The sequence below is a fragment of the Pseudomonas sp. D4-21 genome (genome assembly GCF_051132125.1).
Classification (GTDB): Bacteria; Pseudomonadota; Gammaproteobacteria; order Pseudomonadales; family Pseudomonadaceae; genus Aquipseudomonas.
The window spans coordinates 2879127-2902053 of sequence record NZ_CP071664.1; the positions used below are offsets into that span (position 1 = coordinate 2879127).

Annotated in this window: 21 protein-coding genes; 3 read left to right on the forward strand and 18 right to left on the reverse strand. The window is 60.3% G+C overall.

The window, feature by feature from the left end:
- Window positions 1-142 precede the first annotated feature (142 nt).
- Together J3Q04_RS12900 and J3Q04_RS12905 are read right to left on the reverse strand one after the other, a co-directional pair.
- A complete protein-coding gene (locus J3Q04_RS12900; RefSeq protein WP_434611435.1) occupies window positions 143-1516 on the reverse strand; it encodes a sigma-54 interaction domain-containing protein in 1374 nt (457 codons plus the stop codon).
- 167 nt (window positions 1517-1683) lie between these two features.
- Complete coding sequence (locus J3Q04_RS12905) at window positions 1684-3537, reverse strand: ABC transporter ATP-binding protein (RefSeq protein WP_434564041.1); 1854 nt, start codon at window positions 3535-3537, stop codon at window positions 1684-1686.
- Window positions 3538-3896: 359 nt separating this feature from the next.
- Between J3Q04_RS12905 and J3Q04_RS12910 the strand changes: the two genes are divergently transcribed.
- Complete coding sequence (locus J3Q04_RS12910; RefSeq protein ID WP_434611432.1) at window positions 3897-4631, forward strand: NADPH-dependent F420 reductase; 735 nt, start codon at window positions 3897-3899, stop codon at window positions 4629-4631.
- Window positions 4632-4635: 4 nt separating this feature from the next.
- Here the strand turns inward: J3Q04_RS12910 and J3Q04_RS12915 are convergent, their stop codons facing one another.
- The 6 genes from J3Q04_RS12915 to pstS form a co-directional block, all read right to left on the reverse strand.
- Window positions 4636-5262: a hypothetical protein gene (locus tag J3Q04_RS12915; RefSeq protein WP_434611430.1), complete on the reverse strand. Its 627-nt coding sequence runs from the start codon at window positions 5260-5262 to the stop codon at window positions 4636-4638.
- Window positions 5262-5960 (reverse strand): hypothetical protein, encoded by a 699-nt coding sequence (locus tag J3Q04_RS12920; protein ID WP_420763963.1) that lies wholly within the window; start codon window positions 5958-5960, stop codon window positions 5262-5264. Before J3Q04_RS12920 ends, J3Q04_RS12915 begins: the two co-directional genes overlap by 1 nt.
- A 94-nt stretch (window positions 5961-6054) precedes the next feature.
- Complete coding sequence (gene pstB, locus J3Q04_RS12925; protein WP_025214260.1) at window positions 6055-6816, reverse strand: phosphate ABC transporter ATP-binding protein PstB; 762 nt, start codon at window positions 6814-6816, stop codon at window positions 6055-6057.
- 75 nt (window positions 6817-6891) lie between these two features.
- Window positions 6892-7803, reverse strand: coding sequence for a phosphate ABC transporter permease PstA (gene pstA / locus J3Q04_RS12930; protein WP_039588462.1), 912 nt, complete (start codon window positions 7801-7803; stop codon window positions 6892-6894).
- Window positions 7803-8768: a phosphate ABC transporter permease subunit PstC gene (gene pstC, locus J3Q04_RS12935; protein ID WP_420763964.1), complete on the reverse strand. Its 966-nt coding sequence runs from the start codon at window positions 8766-8768 to the stop codon at window positions 7803-7805. The genes pstA and pstC overlap by 1 nt, the downstream gene beginning before the upstream one ends.
- A gap of 73 nt (window positions 8769-8841) precedes the next feature.
- A complete protein-coding gene (pstS, locus tag J3Q04_RS12940) occupies window positions 8842-9873 on the reverse strand; it encodes a phosphate ABC transporter substrate-binding protein PstS (RefSeq protein WP_420763965.1) in 1032 nt (343 codons plus the stop codon).
- A 246-nt stretch (window positions 9874-10119) separates the two neighbouring features.
- Between pstS and J3Q04_RS12945 the strand changes: the two genes are divergently transcribed.
- A complete protein-coding gene (locus tag J3Q04_RS12945) occupies window positions 10120-10878 on the forward strand; it encodes a hypothetical protein (protein WP_434611428.1) in 759 nt (252 codons plus the stop codon).
- Window positions 10879-10955: 77 nt separating this feature from the next.
- Here J3Q04_RS12945 and J3Q04_RS12950 read toward each other — a convergent pair whose 3' ends face one another.
- Window positions 10956-11963, reverse strand: a complete 1008-nt coding sequence (locus J3Q04_RS12950; protein WP_434611426.1) for an NAD(P)-dependent oxidoreductase — start codon at window positions 11961-11963, stop codon at window positions 10956-10958.
- Window positions 11964-12071: 108 nt separating this feature from the next.
- On the opposite strand from J3Q04_RS12950, the gene J3Q04_RS12955 reads away from it, so the two are divergent.
- On the forward strand, window positions 12072-12707 hold the full coding sequence (locus tag J3Q04_RS12955; protein WP_434611424.1) for a TetR/AcrR family transcriptional regulator: 636 nt from the start codon (window positions 12072-12074) through the stop codon (window positions 12705-12707).
- A gap of 22 nt (window positions 12708-12729) precedes the next feature.
- Here the strand turns inward: J3Q04_RS12955 and J3Q04_RS12960 are convergent, their stop codons facing one another.
- The 9 genes from J3Q04_RS12960 to J3Q04_RS13000 all read right to left on the reverse strand — a co-directional run bounded on the left by J3Q04_RS12960 (window position 12730) and on the right by J3Q04_RS13000 (window position 22895).
- Window positions 12730-13161, reverse strand: coding sequence for a DUF1810 domain-containing protein (locus tag J3Q04_RS12960; protein WP_420763969.1), 432 nt, complete (start codon window positions 13159-13161; stop codon window positions 12730-12732).
- 55 nt (window positions 13162-13216) lie between these two features.
- Entirely contained in the window at window positions 13217-13909 is a 693-nt protein-coding gene (locus J3Q04_RS12965) for a type 1 glutamine amidotransferase domain-containing protein (RefSeq protein WP_434611422.1), read from the reverse strand.
- A gap of 120 nt (window positions 13910-14029) precedes the next feature.
- The gene (locus J3Q04_RS12970; protein ID WP_434611420.1) at window positions 14030-15352 is read right to left on the reverse strand and encodes an NTP/NDP exchange transporter; all 1323 of its coding nucleotides are present in this window, start codon (window positions 15350-15352) and stop codon (window positions 14030-14032) included.
- 70 nt (window positions 15353-15422) lie between these two features.
- Window positions 15423-16478: an oxidoreductase gene (locus J3Q04_RS12975; protein ID WP_434611418.1), complete on the reverse strand. Its 1056-nt coding sequence runs from the start codon at window positions 16476-16478 to the stop codon at window positions 15423-15425.
- 41 nt (window positions 16479-16519) lie between these two features.
- The gene (locus J3Q04_RS12980) at window positions 16520-16780 is read right to left on the reverse strand and encodes a DUF2790 domain-containing protein (RefSeq protein WP_434611416.1); all 261 of its coding nucleotides are present in this window, start codon (window positions 16778-16780) and stop codon (window positions 16520-16522) included.
- A 1272-nt stretch (window positions 16781-18052) separates the two neighbouring features.
- Entirely contained in the window at window positions 18053-19426 is a 1374-nt protein-coding gene (locus J3Q04_RS12985) for a heavy metal sensor histidine kinase (protein WP_420763974.1), read from the reverse strand.
- A complete protein-coding gene (locus J3Q04_RS12990) occupies window positions 19426-20130 on the reverse strand; it encodes a heavy metal response regulator transcription factor (protein ID WP_420763975.1) in 705 nt (234 codons plus the stop codon). Before J3Q04_RS12990 ends, J3Q04_RS12985 begins: the two co-directional genes overlap by 1 nt.
- A 115-nt stretch (window positions 20131-20245) precedes the next feature.
- On the reverse strand, window positions 20246-21499 hold the full coding sequence (locus J3Q04_RS12995) for an OprD family porin (protein WP_434611413.1): 1254 nt from the start codon (window positions 21497-21499) through the stop codon (window positions 20246-20248).
- A gap of 91 nt (window positions 21500-21590) precedes the next feature.
- Entirely contained in the window at window positions 21591-22895 is a 1305-nt protein-coding gene (locus J3Q04_RS13000; protein WP_420763976.1) for a CitMHS family transporter, read from the reverse strand.
- Window positions 22896-22927 lie beyond the last annotated feature (32 nt).

The following is a 22927-nucleotide window of genomic DNA, read 5'->3' on the forward strand; positions in this document are numbered from 1 at the left end:
GAAGACGTGCCAAATGGGACAGCGAAAGACGTGCCAATGCCCTGGAAGCCCCGTCCTACGGGACTTTGCGTGGATTATGGGCTTTTTTACCGGTGAGCTCCGATTAGTTTTCTGATCGTTTTACCCTACATTGATCAGAATCCTAATCAGACTGTTCCCAGCGTTTCATTTTCTGCACCACAGTCGCCTGGCTCACCCCTAACGCCTTGGCCGCAAGGCGCGTGGTCTTGTGCGCAAGCAGCGCGGCGCGAATCGCGCTGCGCTCGGCATTTTCCAATACCTTGCGCAGTGGCAGCCCCGCGTCATTGGTTTTCGACGGATTAAGGTTGAGGATCTCTTCCGGCATATCAAGCGCCTCGACAGTCCCGGTCTGATTGGTCACCACCAGCCGTTCGACGACGTTGATCAACTCGCGAATATTGCCGGGCCAGGCGTATTCGCACATCAAGTCGAGGGCATCCAGACTCCACTGGACCTGGCGTTCATAACGAACGTTGAATCGGTCGAGGTAGTAACGCAGGAGTGGCGCAATCTCCTCCCGACGTTCGCGCAGTGCCGGTATGTGAATCGGCACCACGTTGAGCCGGTAATACAAATCAGCCCGAAAATGCCCCTCCGCCACCCGCTGCTTGAGGTCATGGTGGGTGGCGCTGATGATGCGTACATCCACCTCCTTCAATTCCAGGCCGCCGACAGGAATGAAGCGGTTCTCTTCGATGACCTTGAGCAGCTTGACCTGCACCGGCAGCGGAAGATCACCAATCTCATCTAGAAACAACGTGCCGTGATGCGCCAGTTCCAGCAGGCCACGCTTGCCTTTGGGACCTGCGCCAGTGAACGCCCCAGGTGCATAACCAAACAGCTCGGCTTCGATCAGATTCTCGGGCAGCGCGCCGCAGTTGAGCGCGAGGAAGGGTTCGCTGGCACGGGGGCTGGCGTTATGGATGAATTGCGCGACGAGGGTCTTCCCGACGCCGGTTTCGCCTTGAAGCAACACCTTCACCGAGCTGCTCGCAACCTGCCGGGCCAGCGAAAGGACGCGGCCGGAAACTTCCTGATCGGCCATGAGCGGAGAACGCAGCAGATTGTCCCGTTGCCCGGCATGAAGCTTGGCGGTGCTGTTGCGCAGTTGTTTGAGCTGTTGCAACTCATCGCGCTCGTGTTTCATGCGCAGCAGTTCAGTCATGTCGCGCACGGTGCTGACCACATATGAAATTCGCTTTCCAGCGTCGAGAATTGGCGTGGCACTGACGAGCAGCTTCTTGCCATGGCTCAGGCTCTGCATCACCGATACCGGCCGACCACCCTGTAACACGCGCAATGTGGCCGATTGCGAGATGACGCCCTCCTTCACCAGCTCCTGCATGGATCGACCGACGAGATCCGCACCACTGAGCCCGGTCAGGCGCTCATAGGCTTGATTTACTTTTAGCGTATTGCCGTCGCCATCCGTGATGTAGACGCCGTCATGGAGAGCGTTGAGCAGTTCTTCGAAGCTGGCGTCATTGACGTTCACCGGGGAGGTTCCTTCAGGGGGAGCAGTCATATGCAGAGGGTACATTCTTGCAAAACCCCGCCTGCGAGAAAATCGCTTCCCTGGGACAAGCCCTGAAATACGCGGGTCTTTCGGATTGCACGATTACACGGAACCGGAATCACGTGTTGTTCCGATACTGAGCCAGCCTACTCCACCGCCTCAACCACCCCCTGATCCTCCCCCAGGAAACCGCCACTCTGGTGATGCCACAATCGCGCATAGGTCCCGTTCTTCCCGAGCAGCTCGGCGTGGGTGCCCTGCTCGATGATGCGGCCTTCATCCATGACGATGAGCCGGTCCATGGCCGCGATCGTCGACAGCCGATGGGCAATGGCGATCACGGTCTTGCCCTTCATCATTTCATCGAGGCTTTCCTGGATGGCGACCTCGACTTCTGAATCCAGTGCGCTGGTGGCTTCGTCAAGCAGCAGGATCGGGGCGTTCTTGAGCATCACCCGGGCAATTGCGATGCGTTGTCGCTGGCCTCCCGAAAGCTTGATCCCACGCTCCCCAACCAGGGTGTCGTAGCCGCAATGACCTTGCTTGTCACTCAGTTGGCTGATGAATCCATCGGCTTGAGCGCTGATCGCGGCGCTGCGGATCTGCGCGTCGGTTGCATCGGGGCGGCCATAGGCGATGTTGTCGCGGATGGAGCGGTGCAACAGCGACGTGTCCTGGGTGACCATGCCGATGGCACTGCGCAAGCTGTCCTGGGTGACGTGGGCGATATTCTGCCCATCGATCCGAATCTCGCCGCTGTCCACGTCGTAGAAACGCAGCAGCAGATTGATCAGCGTGGATTTCCCGGCGCCGGAACGGCCTACCAGGCCAATCTTTTCTCCCGGGCGGATGCTCAGGCTCAGACCATCGAGCACCTGGCGTTCGCCGTTATAGTTGAAGCGCACCTTGTCGAAGGTCACCGCGCCGCCCGTGGTGACCAGCACGCCGGCGTCTGGCGCATCCTGCACCTTGGGGCCGCGGGTCAGGGTCGCCATGCCATCCTGCACCGTGCCGATGTTCTCGAACAGCGAGGTCATTTGCCACATGATCCAGTGCGACATGCCATTGATGCGCAACGCCATGGCGGTAATCGCCGCGACGGCACCGGTGCCGACTTCGCCTTGGTGCCATAGCCAAAGGGCATAACCGCCCGAGCCCATGATCAACCCGACCACCAAGGCCTGGTTGACGATCTCGAACTGGCTGACCAAGCGCATCTGGCGAAAGCCGGTTTGCTTGAAATCCTCCATGGCGGCGCGCGCAAAATGCGCTTCGCGCTTGGAGTGGGAGAACAGCTTTACCGTGGTGATGTTGGTGTAGGCGTCTGAAACTCGCCCGGTCATCGACGACCGCGCATTGGCCTGTTCCTGCCCTACTTTCTCCAGGCGCGGCACGAAGTAGCGCATGGCGACACCGAACAAGACCATCCAGGCAATGAAAGGCAGCATCAGTTTCAGGTCAAAACCGCCTGCCAGGGCGATGATCGCGATGAAGTACACGCCGATCCCGGGAACGATCTCGATGATGGTGAACAGCACCTCACGCACCGACAGCGCCGTCTGCATCACTTTGGTGGTGACCCGGCCGGAAAACTCATCCGAAAAGAACGACAGGCTTTGCCTCAGCATCAGCCGGTGAAAATCCCAGCGCAGGCGCAACGGCAAATTGATCGCTAGAATCTGGTGCTGCACCATCGTGCGCAACGCGACCAGCCCAACGCTGGCCACCAGGATGATGCCGATGCCCCACAGCACCCGACTCTCTTGCGCTGCCGCATCGCCGCCTGCCTGCCAGGTCGAGAGCAAGTCCACGACCTGACCGAGGAAAGAAAACAGCCAGGCTTCGTAGATCGACACACCGGCACTGAGCAGCGCGAATGCGAGAATGTAACCGCGTGCGCCTCGCGTGCAAGCCCACAGGAACCGCGCCAGACCGTCGGGTGGCGGGGGGACTTCATCGGGTGGGAAAGGGTCTAGCCGTTGTTCAAATAGGCGAAGCATGGTGATTTCCAAAACGATCTGACGCATAGATAGTCGCATTTAAAGGATGCGTTGAGGGTTTTGGACGCGCAGACAGTGCCGTTTGCTCAGAATTTTTACCCGCGGAGGGCCGGAATTTCTCCGGCTCCCGCTGAAATACGAAAAATGAAGAAAAACGCCATGCCCTTGGACGAGTTCCTGCATGACGTTCTTGAATTGCTCGAAATCGACTCCACAGGAACTTGTCGTCGAGCGCGCCAAGCCATTACGGTTTGCCGAATCCAACGGCCCACATGACGAGATTCTAAGTTTGCTGGCCGGATACAGGCCGGCGCAGGAATGATGAGACTTGCAGACTGTCCACAAGCGAGGTGATTGAAATGAAAATCGGAATTATCGGCGCAGGCAACATTGGGGTGACCCTTGCCCGCAAACTCGCGGCGTGCGGGCATGACGTCAAACTGGCGAACTCAAAAGACCCTCAAAGCCTCCAGAAACTTGCCAGCGAAATCGGCGTGCATGCCGTGACCAAGGACGATGCGGTGTCCGGCGTGGACGCTGTAATCCTGTCGATTCCATTTGCTAGATACCCTGACCTCAAGCAGACGTTGAGCAATGCTTCCCCGAAGACCGTCGTCATCGATACTTCCAATTACTATCCGGGTCGCGACGGGGCAATCAAGGAAGTTGAGGACGGCAAGCCCGAGAGCGTCTGGGTGAGCGAACAGCTTGGTCGCCCGGTGGTCAAGGCATGGAATGCCCTGCTCGCCGCCACGCTTGCCGACAAAGGCCAGCCGGCGGAAGCTTCAACGCCCATCGCGATACCCGTGGCTGGGAACGATGCCGCCGCTGTGGCGCTAGCGCAGGATCTTGTCGAGCAGACAGGCTTTACCGCTTTTGCCGCCGGTAGCCTCGAAGCCTCATGGCGTCAGCAGCCAGGCACACCGGCTTACTGCACCGAGTTGACACTGCCGGAGCTGGAAATGGCGCTGGACGCGGCTGAAAAGGCACGGGCACCGGAGAACCGCGACGCACTGATCGCCAGGTTCATGGATCCCGGCAGTCAGCTTACCCATGAGCAGATTGTGGCCCTGAATCGCACGATGACAGCCTGACTTGCTAGCCGGTCGTAACCCGGCGCAACGGAGCCCGCTGGACCGGCCTCTGCTGCCAATCAAGCTGCGCCTGGACCATGGCCACCGCATCCAGCACCTTCTGCGCCCAGCCTTCATCCTCCGGATGCACCACGACAACGCGAAACCCGTGGTCATCCCCTTCAATCTGCACACCCTCGGAATCATCGACGTGCAAGTCGATATCGAACGCCGGCGGGTACTTGGAGGGTGAGTTGGACAGCCCATGTGTCGTCAAGGCGCGGTTGTGCAGCACGCTGTTGACGACACCGTCGACGCGGATGCCGTACAGCAGCAGCCAACGCCTGATGTAGGACGGCGTGCGCCCAGATGATGTGTAGACCCAGATACTGCAACCCTGGCGACGCAGCTCCCGGATCAGCGAGCGCGTACCCATGCGCAGCGGCTCTCCCAGCCAGCGGTGAACACAGGCCGGCAACCGGCTTCGCTCGACATCGCAGTGGTGGAGTTGGCAGGCGAGCGTGTCGTCGATGTCGAACGAAATGCGTATGCGCTGGCGTTGGAGCAGCCGCGTCGGATTGACGCTACGGATAGCCTGCCCTACCCGGCCACCTAAGGTTTTGCATCCGGCGAGCACAAGAGCCCTGCTCATCAGTGACGGCCCTGTGAGACGGGCAAGGATTTGCCCTCGAGGAAAAATTTCATTGGATCCGGTGCCTGTTCTTCGAGGAACGCTGCGTATTTCTTCTTGATCTTGGGCAATTCATACAAAGCCTTGACGCCATGCTTGGCGGAGTTGCGTATGACCGAGGACGGATTGAAGTAGCCCTCGGCGTTTTCCAAAGACAGCACAAAAGGAGGAAGCCCCGCGCGCATGAGCAGATAGCTGACGATGAGCGACCCACTGCGGTTGTTGCCCTCGATGAACAACTGCGGCTTGCTGAGAATGCGTACATAGACGCCGGCCGCACGCTTCCACACCGACTCACTGCGATAGGCGCAATACCAGTTGTACAAATCCTTGATGCCGCCCTCAACGTTGTTGAAGAAATGCGCCTCGGTCGCCGCCAGGTGCTGGGCGTATTCCAGCCGGCGTACGGGGTCTCGGCCACACAGCACCGTGGCGTTGATCTCGAGCATCAGGTTCAGTTGCTGGAGATCGAACAGGTCGACGCCGCGGGCCACATAGTCGTCAATCAGCCCATAGCCTTCAAGCACATTTTGCAGCACTTCATCCGTCAGGGGGTCCCGCGGCTCCGTGAAGTGCCGGCTCAGCGCGGCGAAGCTCTTTTGCACTTCGCGCAGTGCGCGCTCAATCGCAGGCAAATCAAGGCGATGCGTAGCAGGCATTGGTGCTCCTTGGAAACGCTTGGTAAATGTCTACCGGATGCCCGCCAAATCCATTTGGCTTCTGCAGGGATGCGGCCTCGACCGAGGATGTCGCTCAGCTGAACTTGCCGCTGATGTAATCGCCGGTCATCTGTTCACGGGGGTTATCGAAAATCTGCGTCGTCGGGCCCATTTCCACCAGATAGCCGGTGCGTGTGCCCTGGGAAATGTCCACCGAGAAAAACGCTGTGGTGTCAGCAACGCGGATGGCTTGCTGCATGTTGTGAGTCACCAGCGCGATGGTGTAGTCCTTTTTCAACTCGACCATCAGTTCCTCGACCCGCCGGGTAGCGATCGGGTCGAGCGCCGAACAGGGTTCATCCAGCAGCAACACTTCCGGCTCGGTGGCGATGGCGCGGGCAATGCACAGCCGTTGTTGCTGGCCACCGGAGAGCGACAGGCCGCTGACCTTGAGCTTGTCCTTGACCTCGTCCCACAGCGCCGCGCCTTGCAGCGCATGCTTGACCCGGTCGCCAATGTCACCTTTATAGCGATTGAGGCGCAGGCCGAACGCGACGTTGTCGAAGATGCTCATCGAGAACGGGTTCGGCTGTTGGAACACCATGCCGATATAACGGCGCACCACCACCGGGTCGACACCCTTGCCGTAGACGTCCTGGCCAAGAAAATGCACGTGGCCCTCGAAGCGGAACCCCTTCACCAGATCGTTCATCCGGTTGAGGCTGCGCAGCACGGTGCTCTTGCCGCAGCCGGATGGGCCGATGAAGCCGGTGATCTTGTTTTTCTCGATCGGTACGTGGCTGTCACGCACCGCCATGAAGTTGCCATAGAAAATCTTGTCCAGTTTGCAGTCCATGACTACAGGCGCCTGGGTGACAAACGGAGCGGCTATTTGCGCAGTGGATACGTTCAAGATCAGATGCTCCCGTTCTCAATACTTGGGCTTGCCGAAAATACGGCTGATGATGTTCACGACCAGCACGATCATCACCAGCACCAACGAGGCCGCCCAGGCGAGCTCCAGTTGGTTGTCGAAAGGCATGCCGGAAAAGTTGTAGATCAGCACGGCAAGCGATGCCGTCGGATTCATGACCTCTAGGTTGCCTTGGTGGTAGATCCAGTAGTTGCTGAACAGCGCGGTAAACAGCAACGGCGCGGTTTCGCCGGCGGCGCGCGCTACCGCCAGCATCACGCCGGTGAGGATCGCGGGCATGCCGGTGGGCAAGATGATTTTCCAGATCACCTGCGAGCGGGTGCAGCCCATGCCATAGGCGGCGTCCTTCATGATCTTGGGCACCATCCGCATCGACTCTTCCGCCGTCAGCACGACGATAGGCAGCATCAGCACCGCCAGCGCCACGCCACCGGCCGGTGCCGAATACGTGCCGGTGGTCATCACCACCAGGGCATAAGCGAAGACACCGGCAAGAATCGATGGCAGACCCGTGAGCATCTTGGCCGCAAAACGCGCGGCGTTTGCCAGTTTGCTGTCCGGCCCCAGCTCTGCGAGGAAGATCGCTGCCATGATGCCGACGGGCACCGCGATGGCCGCCGCGATACCCACCATTACGAAGGTGCCTGCCATGGCGTTGCCGAAGCCGCCGCCCATCTCGAAGCCTGTCGGCGGCAGCTCGGTGAACACTTCCAGGTTCAAGCGCGCACCGCCGCGGGTGATCAGCATGTACAGCACCGAAATCAGCGGTACGCTTGCCAGCAGTGCCCCCGCCCAGACCAGGGTGGTCAAGATCAGGCTGCGCAGGGCCCGGCCCTCGAACCTGCGTTGCAGGCTGGGCATCGCGCCCGCTGGAGCCGTCAAATCTGTTGCAGCAGTGAGATCAGTCATCACTTGTTACCCCGTTGGGCGTACATCATGATCATCGAACCGATGATGTTCACCAGCAGCGTGATGAACATCAACACCAGTGCGGCATACATCAACACCTCGATCTCGTTCGGCCCGGCCTCGGGGAAGTTCAGCGCCAACAGCGCCGCGAGGGTATTGGCCGGTGCGAACAGCGAGAGCGAAAGCGTGTTGGCGTTACCGACCAGCATGGCCAGCGCCATCGTTTCACCCAGCGCCCGGCCCAAGCCAAGGACCAGCGAGCCGAAGATGCCGGTGGCGGCAGACGGCACCATCACCTTGAGAATCGCTTCCCAGTGGGTGGTGCCCATGCCGTAGGCGGCCTGCTTGGTTTTCATCGGTACGGCCGTGAGCGCATCCTGGGAAACGGCGGCAATGGTTGGCAGGATCATGATGGCCAGCACCAGCGCCGCAGGGAGCAGCCCCGGCCCGCTCAAGGAAGTGCCGAAGAACGGGATCCAGCCCAGTTCGCTGTTCAACCAAGTCGTCAGCGGACGGATCGCAGGGATGACCACGTAGATGCCCCATAGGCCGTAGACGACGCTGGGGATAGCCGCGAGCAGTTCGACGATGGTGCGAAAAATGGCGGCGAGCTTGGGGGGCAGAAAGTCCTGGGTCAGGAAAATCGCCATGCTGACGCCGAAGAAACCTGCAATGAGCAATGCGATCAAGGCGCTGTAGAGCGTGCCCCAGATCGCCGGCAGGATGCCGTATTTACCTTGGTTAACGTCCCAGACAGTGCCGAAAAGCACATCCGTGCCATGCTTCTCCATGCCCGGAAGCGCCTTGCGCCCCACCTCGAACACCAGCGCAAATACCAGCGCCAGGATCAGAACCACCCCGATGCGTGCAAGCGCACGGAAGGTGCGATCAACCAGGAAGTCCTTCGCCGATGGTGGTTGGCAGGCAGAGTCCGGATTAACCGGTACGACAAAAGGTTTGTTCATTGGCTAAGTCCGAACAAGGGAAAAGCTCTCCCGGCGCGGCTGATCGCGCACGCACCGGGAGAGGTCTCATGCATCACTGAATGTTGGCGGACGCTTTGCGAACCTGCTCGACGACGGAGGCCGGCAGTGGGATGTAACCCATCGAGTCGGCAATCTTCTGGCCTTCGGTCAGGCTGTATTCGACCATTTCACGCATGGCCTTGGCCTTGGCCGGATTGCCGTTGTCCTTGCGGAAAATCATCCAGGTGTAGGACGTGATCGGGTAGGACTTGGCACCGTCCGGATCAGGCAGCCACGACACCAGGCTTTGCGGCATCTTCACCGCAGCCAAGGCCTCGGCACCGCTTTCGGCGTTCGGCACGACGTACTGGCCGGCCTTGTTCTGCAACTGGGCAAAGTCGACCTTGGCGAGTTTGGCGAAGCCGTATTCGATGTAGCCAATCGCACCCGGGGTCTGGCGCACGGTGGCCGTCACACCATCGTTCTTGGGCGACTTGATGAACTTGTCGCTGGCCGGCCAGTTGACCGTATTGCCCTCGCCCAGCGCCTGCTTGAACTCAGGGTTGATGGTCGCCAAATGCTTGGTAAACACCGCAGTCGTACCGCTGGAATCCGCACGCACAACGACGGTGATCGGCGTATCGGACAGTTTCAGGTCCGGGTTGGCGGCGACGATCTGGGGGTCGTTCCAACGGGTGATCTTGCCCAGGAAAATGTTGGAGTATACGTCCCTTGGCAGCTTCAGGCCCTTGGGATTGCCCGGCAGGTTATAGGCCAGGACGATTTCACCGGCCGTCATCGGCAGCAACTGCACGCCTTCGGCGACCTTGGCGATGTCTTCGTCTTTCATGGCCGAGTCGCTGGCGGCGAAATCGACGGTCTTGTTCAGGAAATCCTGAACCCCGGCGCCGCTGCCCTTGGATTGGTAATCCACGGTGACACCGTCGGACTTCTTGCTGAAATCCTTGAACCAGGTGAGGTAGATCGGCGCGGGGAAACTGGCGCCAGAGCCCGTCAGGCGGACGCTCTCTGCGGCGAAGGATGCCGAGCTGGCACAAAGAGAAACCGTAACGGCAAGCGCAGCAGACTTCATCAAACTTTTCATTAAAGGAAACTCCTTGTGATGACGGGCTGAGGAACTCTGCAACAGAGTTGTTACGTTTTTATGAAGATCGAATGGCAACGTCGCTTTTTTCCACCTGACATGTTCCTGTCAGCGGCCTGTCACCCTGACGTCAGTTCCCTGCGCCTAAGGTAGGCCTTGATCTCTCTGAGGTGGTTGCGCGAGCAACAGGCCCAGTGGGACGTCGTTTTTTGCTGGCCTCATGCATCAGCGGAAGGAGAAACGCTAATGAGCCATCCCGATGGGCACGACAGCACGCTCGATCAATTGACCTGGCGGGCGACCCTTGACCGCAATCTGGACAAGAAAGACCTGTTGCTTCACATGCTCGCCGAACAGCAGTTCGTGGTCGCGCAGCTGCGAGCCCGCAATATGGATCATCGGGACTATCTGCTCGCGGTGATTGATTCAGCATCGGCCGTGAGCGAAGGCGCAGGCCAACCCTCCCCCTTCGATGCCCATCGAATGCGTCGCGTCATTACCGAGGCGGCCGCGAGGGGCCATTGGGGCAAGGCAGGCGAACGTGGCCGGAGTCAGGGGATCGCCGCTCATTACGATGCCCAGGGCTGCGCCGCGATCGTCGTCGATATCGAGATGAGCGATGAGCGCCGCTTGATTGTTCATCACGCGGTCGTAGTGGCGGACCTGGGTTATGTAGAGAGCCCAGGCCGTGTGCGCTCGCAGCTTGAAGGCGCCTGGCTGATGGGCGTGGCTCTGGTGACGTCTTGTGATATCGGGCCCGCGATGGGCAATCGTTGCGCGATACTGGCCAACCGTGCGAGTTGGCCACTGGTTCCATGGTTGCCAGGCGAAATCGCCGTGCACCTGATCAACCCAACGGGTGCTGTCAATGTCGGGCAGCCCAGTCAGGTGAGCTACGTACCGGTCGTCCGGGCCCTTTGCAGCGCAATTTGCCAGGGCCCGGACAACCGAGCCAGCGACGCGCGGCTCAGCAGCCAGGTGCTCGAAAAGGCCGGCGAACGTTGAGCCGTTGCCTGGGGCAAGAGTCTGCCCTGCGGCGAGGTTTTGCCAGGCGCCAGCTTAGGGAGCGCTGATTCGCAGCATCATTGCACCTGCAACCGGCGCAACTCGCCGCCCTCTTGTTTCAAGCGTTTCAGGTACGCCGCAGCGTCCAACAACTGATAGGGAAAATAAAGCCCTGCCGACGTCACCGGCTGACCATCCAACCCAAGCAGGCGTTCAAGAAGCATGGCGACGCTAAGGCCGGTCAGCGGCGCCGTGCCCGCCGGGTGAACGACGGCGTGACGGGTGCGCAGCGGTTCGCCTTTCAGGTCCGCGCCGGCAAGCTCGATGATGATCTCGGTGGACATCGGTTGTCCTTGTCGCCGACTGGAGCTCACCCCGATGCCAATGTTGAACTGGACATTGGCCGCGCCCGTCGCAGCCGCCAGGCCGGCGACATCAATGGATGAGAAGCCGCCGGCGTCGATTGACGTACCGTCCACGGCTTGGAACTGCGTATTGGAATGTTCGCCTTCACGCCATACGAACACCCCGTCGCGCCTTGTCAGCGCTGCGGGGAGCATCTTGTTGAGGTGTTCGAAATCGCTGGCGACGGTCGGCCCGCCAGTGTCCTGCTCATCGACCAGCGCATCGATGCGGATATCATCGATCTGGCCAAATTCCCGGGCCACGCTCAACGTCGCCGCCGTCGTTGCGCCGGCCATCCATTCGTAACCCAGAACAATGGGCGAGGCGCCTGGCGCATGCATGTACATTGCGATTTCGGGGGCGATCTCGAAGACCCCGGAAGATATGCTCAGGTGCGGCACCCCGCGCTTTTGCGCATAGCGCAATCCGGCGAGAGCGTGGTCCATGTAAAAAACCACCACGGCGCTGACCGGACGATCGCCGAGGCCCAGGTCGTCTGCGCTGGAATCGATCACCACGGCCTGCGCCCCGCCCATCTGCGCTGCGACCCGTTGGGCCTTCGCAAGGTCCCGCCCACCAATCAGCAGCGGCACGTCTGGATAAGCGGCGCGTAGCGCTCGGGCTGTGTGGTGGCCGATTGCGCCGGAACCGCCCATGAACAAGATAGGATTGAGTGACATTGTTTGTTCTCCTTGTTTCCGGGTTGACCTACTATTAGTAGGTAACCTAGCACACCCTCACCGACAGTTACCTACCATTGGTAGGTTTTTTGAATTGGAAGCGACAACGTGCAAAAAAAAATCGAGCCGACCCCTGTCAGCGCTCCGTCCCGCAGGCTTTCCAAAGCCGAACGGCGACGCCAGCTACTGGACACTGCCTTGTTGATCGTGCGCGAGGAAAACGCCGACCGACTGACCCTGGGCCACCTGGCCGTCCGCGCCGGGGTGTCCAAGCCCGTCGTCTATGATCATTTCGGGACACGCTCGGGGCTGTTGATCGAGCTCTACAAGTGGATCGATACCGAGCGGGTCAACGCGTTCCGGGACGCGATGTCCAGCACCACCCTAAGCCTTGAGCAAACCGCCCAGGCTCTGGCCAGCGCCTACATCCAGTGCGCGGCGGACCATACCGACGAGTTTCACGCGGTGGGCGCGGCCTTGGCCGGCAGTGACGAAAAGGTGGCGTTCCAGGAATTGCTCGACAATTGCGTAAAGATGTTCATGGCCGTTCTCAAGCCCCACGCCCGTCTGGCAGAAGCCGAACTTGAGCGGTGCTGCATCGGCCTGGTTGGCGCGGGAGAAGCGCTCTCCGGCGCCTTGGTTAGGGGGCGACATGGCGAGGAGGAAGTGATCGAAGCGTTCACGGCATTGATACAGGGCGTTCTGAAGCCGATGTCCTCGCAGCCTCAGGGGCCTGCTGATTAGGTCGGTGTGACGCGCCCGCCGTTCATACCTGTTGCTCAAGCAGGGCGAGGGTTTTGCGATCCGGCTCGCCGGAATAGAACTGGTCGAGCGCCTGTTGATACAAAGGAGAGCCCGACTGGGCGCTGACGAACAGCGTAAGACAGGAACGAAACTTCATATCATCGGGCGAGCCGAATATGCGCTCGGCGCTGACGTCGCTGTGTTGCAACACCGCTTCAACAGAGCTCTCCAGTCGCGGACCGAGCACATCGTGTTGCAGATACGCGCGGGCCTCGGCAAGGCCGGAAATGGCGAAACGACTGGCCATTTCGGAACGGCCAAGCCCGCGCAATTGCGGAAATATGAACCACATCCAGTGGCTCGTCTTACGGCCCGCACGCAACTCATCCATGACGCGACTGAATACCGGGTGTTGCGCGTCAACGAAACGGGCCAGATTGTATGGGTCGTGCATGTTTGATGCTCCTCCAACGGGAGCGACTTGATCTGTCGCCCCCACAAAGCCGGATTCAAGCGCTCTGCTCTTGCTTCAGCCGCTTGAGCAACGCATGGGCGGCCGCTTGCGATGAGGCCGGATTCTGGCCGGTGATCAGGTGGCCATCCTCCACCACATGACTCGCCCAGTCCGCGCCCTTGGAGTATTGCGCGCCTTTGGCCTTGAGCATGTCCTCCACCAAAAACGGCACCACTTGCGTCAGGCCCACCGCCTCTTCTTCGGAGTTGGTGAATCCGGTGACTTTTTTACCTTTCACCACAGGCTCGCCATCCGGTGCGTTGACATCCTTGAACACCCCAGGCGCATGGCAGACCGCGGCGATGGGTTTGTTCGATGCATAAAAGGCTTCGATGAGGGTCTTGGAGTCGGTGTCTTCGGCGAGATCCCACAGGGGGCCGTGGCCGCCAGGATAGAACACCGCATCGAAATCATAGGGATCGACCTCGCCCAGGGGCACGGTATCGGCCAGTGCCGCTTGGGCGCTGGTATCCGTGGCGAAGCGCCGCGTGGCGTCGGTCTGGGCTTGTTCCTCATCGCTCTTGGGGTCCAGAGGGGGCTGCCCGCCCTTCGGGGACGCCAGCGTCACCGCGGCGTTGGCGTCGATGAACACGTAATAAGGGGCCGCGAATTCTTCCAGCCAGAAACCGGTCTTCTTGCCGGTGTCGCCCAACTGATCATGAGATGTAAGTACCATCAAAATTTTCATGTACACCTTTCCTCCGATCGGTAATGGGCGAAATGCATCCGCCCTGCATTATTGTCAGAGGCTGCATCGCGGTAGACGTTCAAGTCGTTAGCGCCACGCCGCGATGCAAATGCACAGGCGTCATGCCCTGGCCGAAATGGCCGCCAGGCGCAGTTCCCTTGATGCGGCGTAATCCGCCTGTCGCCCCAGTTGCCAGCCCAGGTAACCCCACAGTAACGCGCAACACGCACCCACCATCGCCGCCACCCCTGCCCCTTGGCCCAGCTGGTCGAGCAGGCTCTTGGCCCAGCCGCTCATGGCGTCGCCGGCGCGATAGACCACGGTGTCGATGAAGTTCTTGGCCGTGTATTTACTTTCAGCATCCAGCGGTGCGAAGAGCATCTCCCGGCCCGGCCGCACGAATGCGTATTCGCCGATGCGTCGCACAATCATCAGGGTCGCCAGCAGCGCAAACCCAGGCGCCAGGGCCAGGCCCAGGAAGCCGATGCACATCAGCAACGGGACGATAGCCAGCAACGCGCGCACGCCAAGCCTCGGTGCGATTCTGCCGGTGATGAATAGCTGGGACAGCAACGCACCGGCCTGCACGATGATGTCGATGGTGCTGAAGATGCGAACTTGCGAGGCGCGGTCCGGATAGTGTTCGGCCACCAGACGCGCTTGCTCGAAATAGAGAAACGTACTGACCGTCGCCAACAACACCACGAAACCGGCGATGCCCAACAAGTAAGGCGAGCGAAGCACGGCAACCATCCCACTCAACGGATTGCCGGCCAACGGCTGTCGAGGGCTTTGCGTGGGCGCAGCACCGGGCCGCCCCGCCCCACCTTCTTCACGCCAGTTCATCAAGGTCCTTTTCAACACAAGCGTCGCACCGAGCAACACCGCCGCCAACAGCATCAAGCCTGACACACCTACGATGTCGATAAGCAAAGCGCTCAGGGCCGGCCCCAACAGGCCGCCGACACTGGCGCCGGCGGCGATGAACGCGAACAAGCGCTTGGCCTGCTCGCTGTCGAACACATCCGCCATCAAACTCCAGGCCACCGACACGACGAACAGGTTGTAAACCGATATCCAGACATAAAACACTCGGGCCAGCCAGACGCTGTCCGGTTGGAATTGAAAGAACTCGACGAACATCAACAGGTTAATGCCGAAAAAGCCGTAGACCCAGTCGATCAGACGCAATCGCGGCACCCGGGAACTGAGCCAGGCGAACAGCGGAACGGCCGCGAGCATGACCAGGAAGGTCGCGGTAAACAGCCATTGCAAGTTCTCGACGCCTGCTGCAATGCCCATCGATTCGCGGATCGGACGCAGCATGAAGTAACCGGTAAACAGGCAAAGAAACAGCAGGAACCCGCACAGTGCCGGACGCAGCTCGCCGTCGCGGGCGTTGAGGGCGAGACTCAGCCGATGCAAGTAGGAAGTCGTACTCATGAAAACTCCAGAGGGAGGCGGCAGCAGACTAGAGAGCAGGCGCGAGACGGACACTCGCGCCATGACCGGTTCAGCGATAGGTAACGCCGGTCAGACGTTCGGAGGCGGCCCAGAGCCGTTCGGCGTCCGCTTCGTTGGTCGCGGCTGGCGGTGTCTTGGCGAACCCCAGCGGGCCGCGTTTTTCCTCATCGCCCGTCGGACCGTAGTAGGCACCGCCAACGGCCTGCTCGGCGGTGGCTCCGTAGAGCGTGGGCAGCGCACCTTGTGCCGCGGAATGGTACGCATCGCGGTCCTTCGCCCAGCGCTGGCCGAACACGCTATTGACGCCCGGGCCGCGGGCGATCAGTTCAGTGACGGCCACGCCGGGATGGGCGGCAATGCTGCGGATACCCCATTTTTGCGCGTCACTACGCCGTTGTAATTCGAAAGACCACTGGAGCACAGCCAGTTTCGACTGGGCATAGGCTGCATAAGGGTCGTATTTCTCCTCGGACTGCAAGTCATCGAGATTCACCGCGCCGCGCGTGGCCGCGATGCTGGAAAGGCTTACCACTCGCGCGTCGTCGCTTTGGCGCAGAAGCGGAACCAGCAGGCCAGTCAGCGCGAAGTGCCCCAGGTAATTGGTCGCCAGCTGAAGCTCAAAGCCATCGGCGGAGGTGCCCCGCTCCGGCGGCGCCATGATGGCGGCGTTGTTGATCAGCACGTCGAGGCGCGGCAATCGCTGGTTGAGCCGCTCGGCCAGGCCGCGCACCGATGACAGGTTGGCCAGGTCGACGGGCTCGAACTGCAACTTGGCGTCGGGTACGGCCTGGCGGATACGCTTGATGGCCTCCGCGCCCCGCTCCGGGTTACGCGCCGCGATAATCACTTCGGCGCCGGCGCGCGCCAACGCCAGCGCATCTTCGTAGCCCATGCCGCTGGTGCCGCCGGTCACCAGCACGATCCGGCCCTTCTGGGAGGGCATGTCACGGGCCGACCAGTCGGGTTTCGGCGCGGCACGATCCGATGCTTCAAGACTCATCGCACTGAGGAGCGCGACGCCGGCCGTCAACGTACGGGCCAGCCTCATGAGCTTGCTGATGTTGTATGAAAAGCCAACGGCGGGGGTGATCGTTCTATTCCACATGATTGAGTTCCTTGATTGGGTGGCAACCGGCGCGACCGGGCTCACTGAATGGCGCAGGCGTCAGTCTGCTGAAGGAAACTGACGTGCCGGATCTGTCCTTGGGTGTCTACGTAGGTCATCTTTGCCTGCGCGACCTCGCATACGGCTGATTTCGGCTCCTCGATACGCAGGGCTTGGGCAACGTCCAGCGGCATGCCGTATTCATAAGCCGGAATATTGGTTTGCTCTTTGGCAAACAGAGGCGAACCGCTCAACGTGATCACTGCCAGCAGACTTGCGACCGACAAGGTTTGAATGTTCATGGTGGACTCCACTGTCCTGACCGGGATGGTGGTTGAACTTTAAGAGCGGGACGCTGACGTCAAGGTGACCGGTGCCTGTCAGGAACATGTCAAACGCCAATGCGATGGCGGTGCTTCAGCTAATGGAAATACTGAATGTGCAAACGTCTTCGCGAGCCTGCTCGCGATGGCGGTGCTTCAGTTGATGAAGATGCTGAATGTGCCGGCGTCTTCGCGAGCAGGCTCGCTCCCACAGGGGTTGGGTTGCCCTTGGGATTCATGTCAGCCGCAAATCCGGTGTGGGAGCGAGCCTGCTCGCGATGGCGGTGCTTCAGTTGAGGAAGATGCTGAATGTGCCGGCATCTTCGCGAGCAGGCTCGCTCCCACAGGGGGGGGTTGTGTTGCCCTCGGGATTCAAGTCAGCCGCAGATCCAATGTGGGAGCGAGCCTGCTCGCGATGGCGGTGCTTCAGTTGATGAAGATGCTGAATGTGCCGGCGTCTTCGCGAGCAAGCTCGCTCCCACGGGGTTTGTGTTGCCCTCAAGATTCAAGTCACCCGCAGATCCAATGTGGGAGCGAGCCTGCTCGCGATGGCGGTGCTTCAGTTGATGAAGATGCTGAATGTGCCGGCGTCTTCGCGAGCAGGCTCGCTCCCACAGGGGTTGTGTTGCCCTCGGGATTCAAGTCAGCCGCAGATCCAATGTGGGAGCGAGCCTGCTCGCGATGGCGGTGCTTCAGTTGATGAAGATGCTGAATGTGCCGGCGTCTTCGCGAGCAAGCTCGCTCCCACGGGGTTTGTGTTGCCCTCAAGATTCAAGTCACCCGCAGATCCAATGTGGGAGCGAGCCTGCTCGCGATGGCGGTGCTTCAGTTGATGAAGATGCTGAATGTGCCGGCATCTTCGCGAGCAGGCTCGCTCCCACAGGGGGGTTGGGTTGCCCTTGGGATTCAAGTCAGCCGCGAATCCAGTGTGGGAGCGAGCCTGCTCGCGATGGCGGTGCTTCAATGAGGAAGATACTGAATGTGCCGGCATCTTCGCGAGCAGGCTCGCTCCCACAGGGGTTGGGTTGCCCTTGGGATTCAAGTCAGCCGCAAATCCGGTGTGGGAGCCAGCCTGCTTGCGATGGCGGTGCTTCAGTTGATGAAGATGCTGAATGTGCCGGCGTCTTCGCGAGCAGGCTCGCTCCCACAGGGAGTTGTGTTGCCCTTGGGATTCAAGTCAGCCGCAGATCCAATGTGGGAGCGAGCTTGCTCGCGATGGCTGTATCACGGGCAACGGGGACTGAAGGCGGACTAACGCGCTGCCTGGCTTGTCAACGAGAACCCGAAGGTATTGAGCCCGTCCTTGCTGTGGGCGAACACGCGACCGCCGTGCATGGAGGCCACCGCCCGTACGATGGAAAGCCCCAAGCCATGATGCGCGTCACTGCGGGCCCGGGCGGCGTCGGCCCGGTAGAAGCGCTCGAACAGACGCTGCAGATGAACGTTATCAATCGGCTCGCCAGCATTGGACACGCTCACCTCGGCCTGCATGCCATGGCTGACCAGGCTTACCGTGATCGTGCTGGTCGGTACCGCGTATCGCGCAGCATTCTGGATCAGGTTGGCCAGGGAACGGTGGAACAGACGTCGGTCGATGCACACCCGCATGTCGCCTTGAATCACCACGCTCAACTGCTTGTCGTGCAAGACCGGCTCCAGGTAGTCCACTGTCTTGGACGCCTCTTCATAGAGCGAGACATCGCTCAGCTCCGTGGCTCGCTGCCCGCTTTCGGCACCCGCCAGGAACAGCATGTCATTGACGATGGTGCCCATCCGCTCCAGCTCTTCGAGGTTCGATTGCAGCAGGTCTTGAAGCTCATTCACGTCCCGGCCGTGGGCCAGGGCGACCTGGGTCTGGCCGATCAGGTTGGTCAAGGGCGTGCGCAATTCATGGGCGACATTGGCATTGAACCCTTCGAGCTGGCACCAGGCGGCCTCCTGGCGAGCCAGGGCGCCGTTGAACGACACAGCCAGCTCCTGCAACTCACCAGGCAACGCCTCGGTGTCCAGCCGTTGCTTGGAATCCCCCGGCGGCAGGCTGTTGGCCTGGCGGCTCAGGCGCCGGACCGGTCCCAGGCCAAAACGCGCGATCCAATACCCCAGCAGCGCGACCAGCACGACACCCAACGCGGACGTTACGATCAACGTCTTGGTGAAATTATTCAGGGTCTTCATGAACGGCGTCGAATCGAGCCCCACGATAAAACGCACCTCCGGCCGGCTGCCCATGGCCGCGATGGTTTCGATCATCAGCACCATGGGGCGATCCCGGTCAGGGATGGCGACCGTGGAAAACCCATCCGGACGCTTTGACCAATCCTGGCCGTCCGGCATCGCCCCGCCATAGCTGTAGGCCGGGTTATCGACCAGGACCCAGTAACGCACGCGCTCATCGGTGGGTGTCAGGCCGTCGAGCTTTTGCCGCAGCCCCACCCAGAATTCCGGTGAATCATATTTCGCGAGCACCGGATCGAGAACCGAATGCCGCAGGATAAGCTCGTTCTGCATCTGGTCTTCGAGCGATTGCTTCAAGGAACAGCGCAGCAGCGTTGCGCTGACCGCGGTGATAAGCATGACCGCGAGGGCAAACATCAGGGCGAGCCGCTTGGAGATCGATCCTTTCATCACACCATCCCAACGTGCCTGTCGTCCGCTTCACGACTTTCCAATACATAGCCCATTCCGCGCACGGTATGCAGCAATTTGCGTGGATATGGCGCATCCACCTTGGCGCGCACACGCTTGATCGCGACCTCCACCACGTTGGCATCGCTGTCGAAATTCATGTCCCAGACCTGCTCGGCAATCATCAATTTGGAAAGAATCTCCCCCTGGTGTCGCGCCAGCAGGCTCAACAGGCAGAACTCCTTTGCCGTGAGGTCCAGCCGCAAACCGGCCCGGGTGACCTTGCGGGCTTGCAGGTCGACCTCCAGGTCGTCGATGCGCAGATGCGTGGGATCGGCCGCGTCATCGGCGCGACGGCGGATCAACGCCTGGACGCGCGCCACCAGCTCGGCAAACGAAAAGGGCTTGCCCAAGTAGTCATCAGCGCCCTCGCGCAATCCCCGGACGCGATCATCCACCGTGCCCCTGGCCGACAACATAATCACCGGGGTTTTCTTGTGCAGGCGCAGGCCCTGCAACACGGCATAGCCGTCCTTGCCCGGCAACATGACATCGAGGATGACCACGTCGTACTCAAGCTCCAGGGCGTAGTGCAAGCCATCGATGCCGTTCGTCGCGACATCGACAATGTAGCCGAGCTCGCTCAAGCCGCGGTGGACATAGGAGGAGGTTTTTTCTTCGTCCTCGACGATCAGCAAGCGCATCTGGTGACTCCTCTACGAAAGCGGGGCAACCAGAAGAGTCTAGACGCAGAAGGTGTCCGGAGGCTGACGGCTTGCTGACATTCTTGTCAGAAAGCCCCCCCCGCGAACCCAGACCCTACCAAAGCGCGACGTCATAAGTGACGTAGACACGGTTGCTATCGCGTCCCCGTGAAAAGTCGGAGCGATAGACATAGTTACGCAATTTGACACCCAACCCCTTCAACTTACCTTGCTGCACAATGTAAGCGACTTCGGCGTCGCGCTCCCACTCGTTCACGACGCTGTTGGATTTGCCATCGGCGCCACTGAGGTAGCGGCTGGAAAACGTCAGGCCGGGCACGCCTAGGCGAGCGAAATCGTAGCCGTAGCCGAGCATCCAGGTCTTTTCATCTTCCTCGATGAACTTGCCGATCCCAACGTTGCTGAAGGAATAGACCGTGGCGCCGCTGATGTATGGCAAGCCCCCTTCCCCGCTGAGCTTCTGGTAACCGGCACTGAACGTGTGGCCGAGGGCAACGTACGACAGCGAGCCGCTGAACATGTCATTGTCGACTTTACCGCCATGGGCCAAGCCCGAATCGGCACTGTTGAAGTAGCGCAGGTCGCTGGTGAGCACGCCGGGACCGAGCTGTAGGTCATGTTGGACACCGGCGAAGTTCTGCCGGTAGAAGTTTTCCAGTTCGCCATAGAAATAGCTCAAGCGAATGTTCTTTCCCAGCTTGTAGTCGGCGCCGGCATAAATGAAGTCGCCTGACTCGTTGCCACTGTAGCCGTCGGGCACGATCGGCATGCTGTCGCTTGAATCGCGCAGTTTGAATCGTTCCAGCCGCCCACCCGTCAGGGTGAGGTTGTCGATGTCGTTGCTGCTGACCTGCCCCCCCTGATAGGTCTGGGGCAGCAGCCTCGCGTCGTTGTAGATCAGTACTGGGTTCTTGGGCAGCAGCGTGCCGTATTTGAACGTGGTTTTCGCCAGTCGGGCCTTGGCGGTCATCCCCGCGCTGGCGAACTCTTCAGCGGCACGACCGTCGTCATGGACCGGTAGCAAGCCAGTGCCGCTACGACCGGGCCCCGAATCAAGCCTGAATCCGAGCAGGCCCAGGGCATCGACGCCGAAACCGACCGTGCCTGACGTGTAGCCTGACTGATAATCCAACAGCAAGCCCTGAGCCCATTCGGTGCGCTCGCTTTTGGCGGTCCGCGCCGCTCGCGCACTCATGCCATGTTCATCGCGAAAGTTCTCGTTGAAGTAAACATTGCGCAACTGCAATTTGAGCTTGCTGTCGTCGACGAATCCCTCTGCACTGGCGTTGGCCAACGGCAGCAGACCAAGAATCGGAAACAGAACCCCGCGAATCAGGTAAATACTCATGTCGAGTGTCTCGTTGTTGTTATTTGGCGCGCAGGCCGGCGCACTCCCCATGCGGGGAGGGTCAGGCAAGGACTAAAGGGTGTCGGGTGAATCAGGAGAACAGCGTCAGCGCCCCGGTCAGAAGCGCCAGCGCCGTTATTACGATTGAGGTGAGCACCGCCCATTTGATGGTGGCTTTCTGGAAATCGCCCAGGTCGCGATCGACCATGCCCACCAGCAACAAGGTCGAGGCCACCAATGGGCTCATCAGGTGCACCGGCTGACCGAGGATGGACGCCCGAGCTATTTCGACCGGGTGAATCCCGTAGGCGGCAGCGGCGTTAGCCAGGATAGGCACGACCCCAAAGTAATAGGCATCGTTGGACAATACGAACGTCAGCGGCATGCTGGTAATTGCCACCACCAGGGGGAACAAATGGCCCCAGGAAGGCGGAATCCAGTCGACCAGCGTTTGCGCCAGGGCATCGACCATTTTTGTTCCGGAGAAAATTCCGGCGAAAATACCCGCCGCGAACACCAGCAGGACCACGGTCATGGCGTTACCCGAGTGGGCGAGAATGCGCTCTTTCTGGATGTCCAGCTGCGGATAGTTGATCACCAGCGCCAGGACGAAACCGATCAGGAACAGAATCGCCGAGTGCATGAGGCCCATCACCAGCGCGACCATGACTGCGACGACCAACAGCAAATTGACATAGGCCAGTTTCGGACGCTTGTGCGGCGTGTCCTCCAGGATGGCCTTGATATAGCAATCGCCGCCTCCGCTCTGTAGTTGAATGTTGCCGATACGCTTGCGCTCGGCACGACCCAGCAGGAACGCGGTGAACACCACCCACATCGCGCCACCGATCATAGTCGGCAACAAAGGCACGAAGTACTCGCCGGCATCCAGGCCGAGTGCCGCGATGGCCCGGGTCGCCGGCCCGCCCCAAGGCGTCATGCCGCTCATGATGCTCAGCGAAAGCATCGCGACGGTCGCCAGGATCATCGGATTCATGCCGATGCGCTTGTACAGTGGCAGCATCGCGGCGCAGGTAATCATGTAGGTCGTCGTGCCGTCACCGTCCAGTGCAACGAGAAGCGACAGCAGTGCGGTGCCCACGGCGATTTTCATCGGATCGCCATTGACCCGCTTGAGGATCTTGCGGATCAGCGGGTCGAACAGGCCCGCGTCGATCATCAGACCGAAAAAAAGAATCGCGAACAACAGCAGTGCCGCCGACGGTGCAACCATCTTCAGCCCATCCAGCATCATCTTGCCAGTGGTCCCACCGAAGCCGCCGATCACCGCGAAGACTATCGGCACGATCGTCAGGGCGACGATCGGCGACAGCCGTTTGGTCATTATCAGAAAGGTGAAGACCACCACCATGGCCAAGCCAAGTAAAGCGAGCATAAGTCAGTTCTCTTGTTGTTATGAGTCGCTGA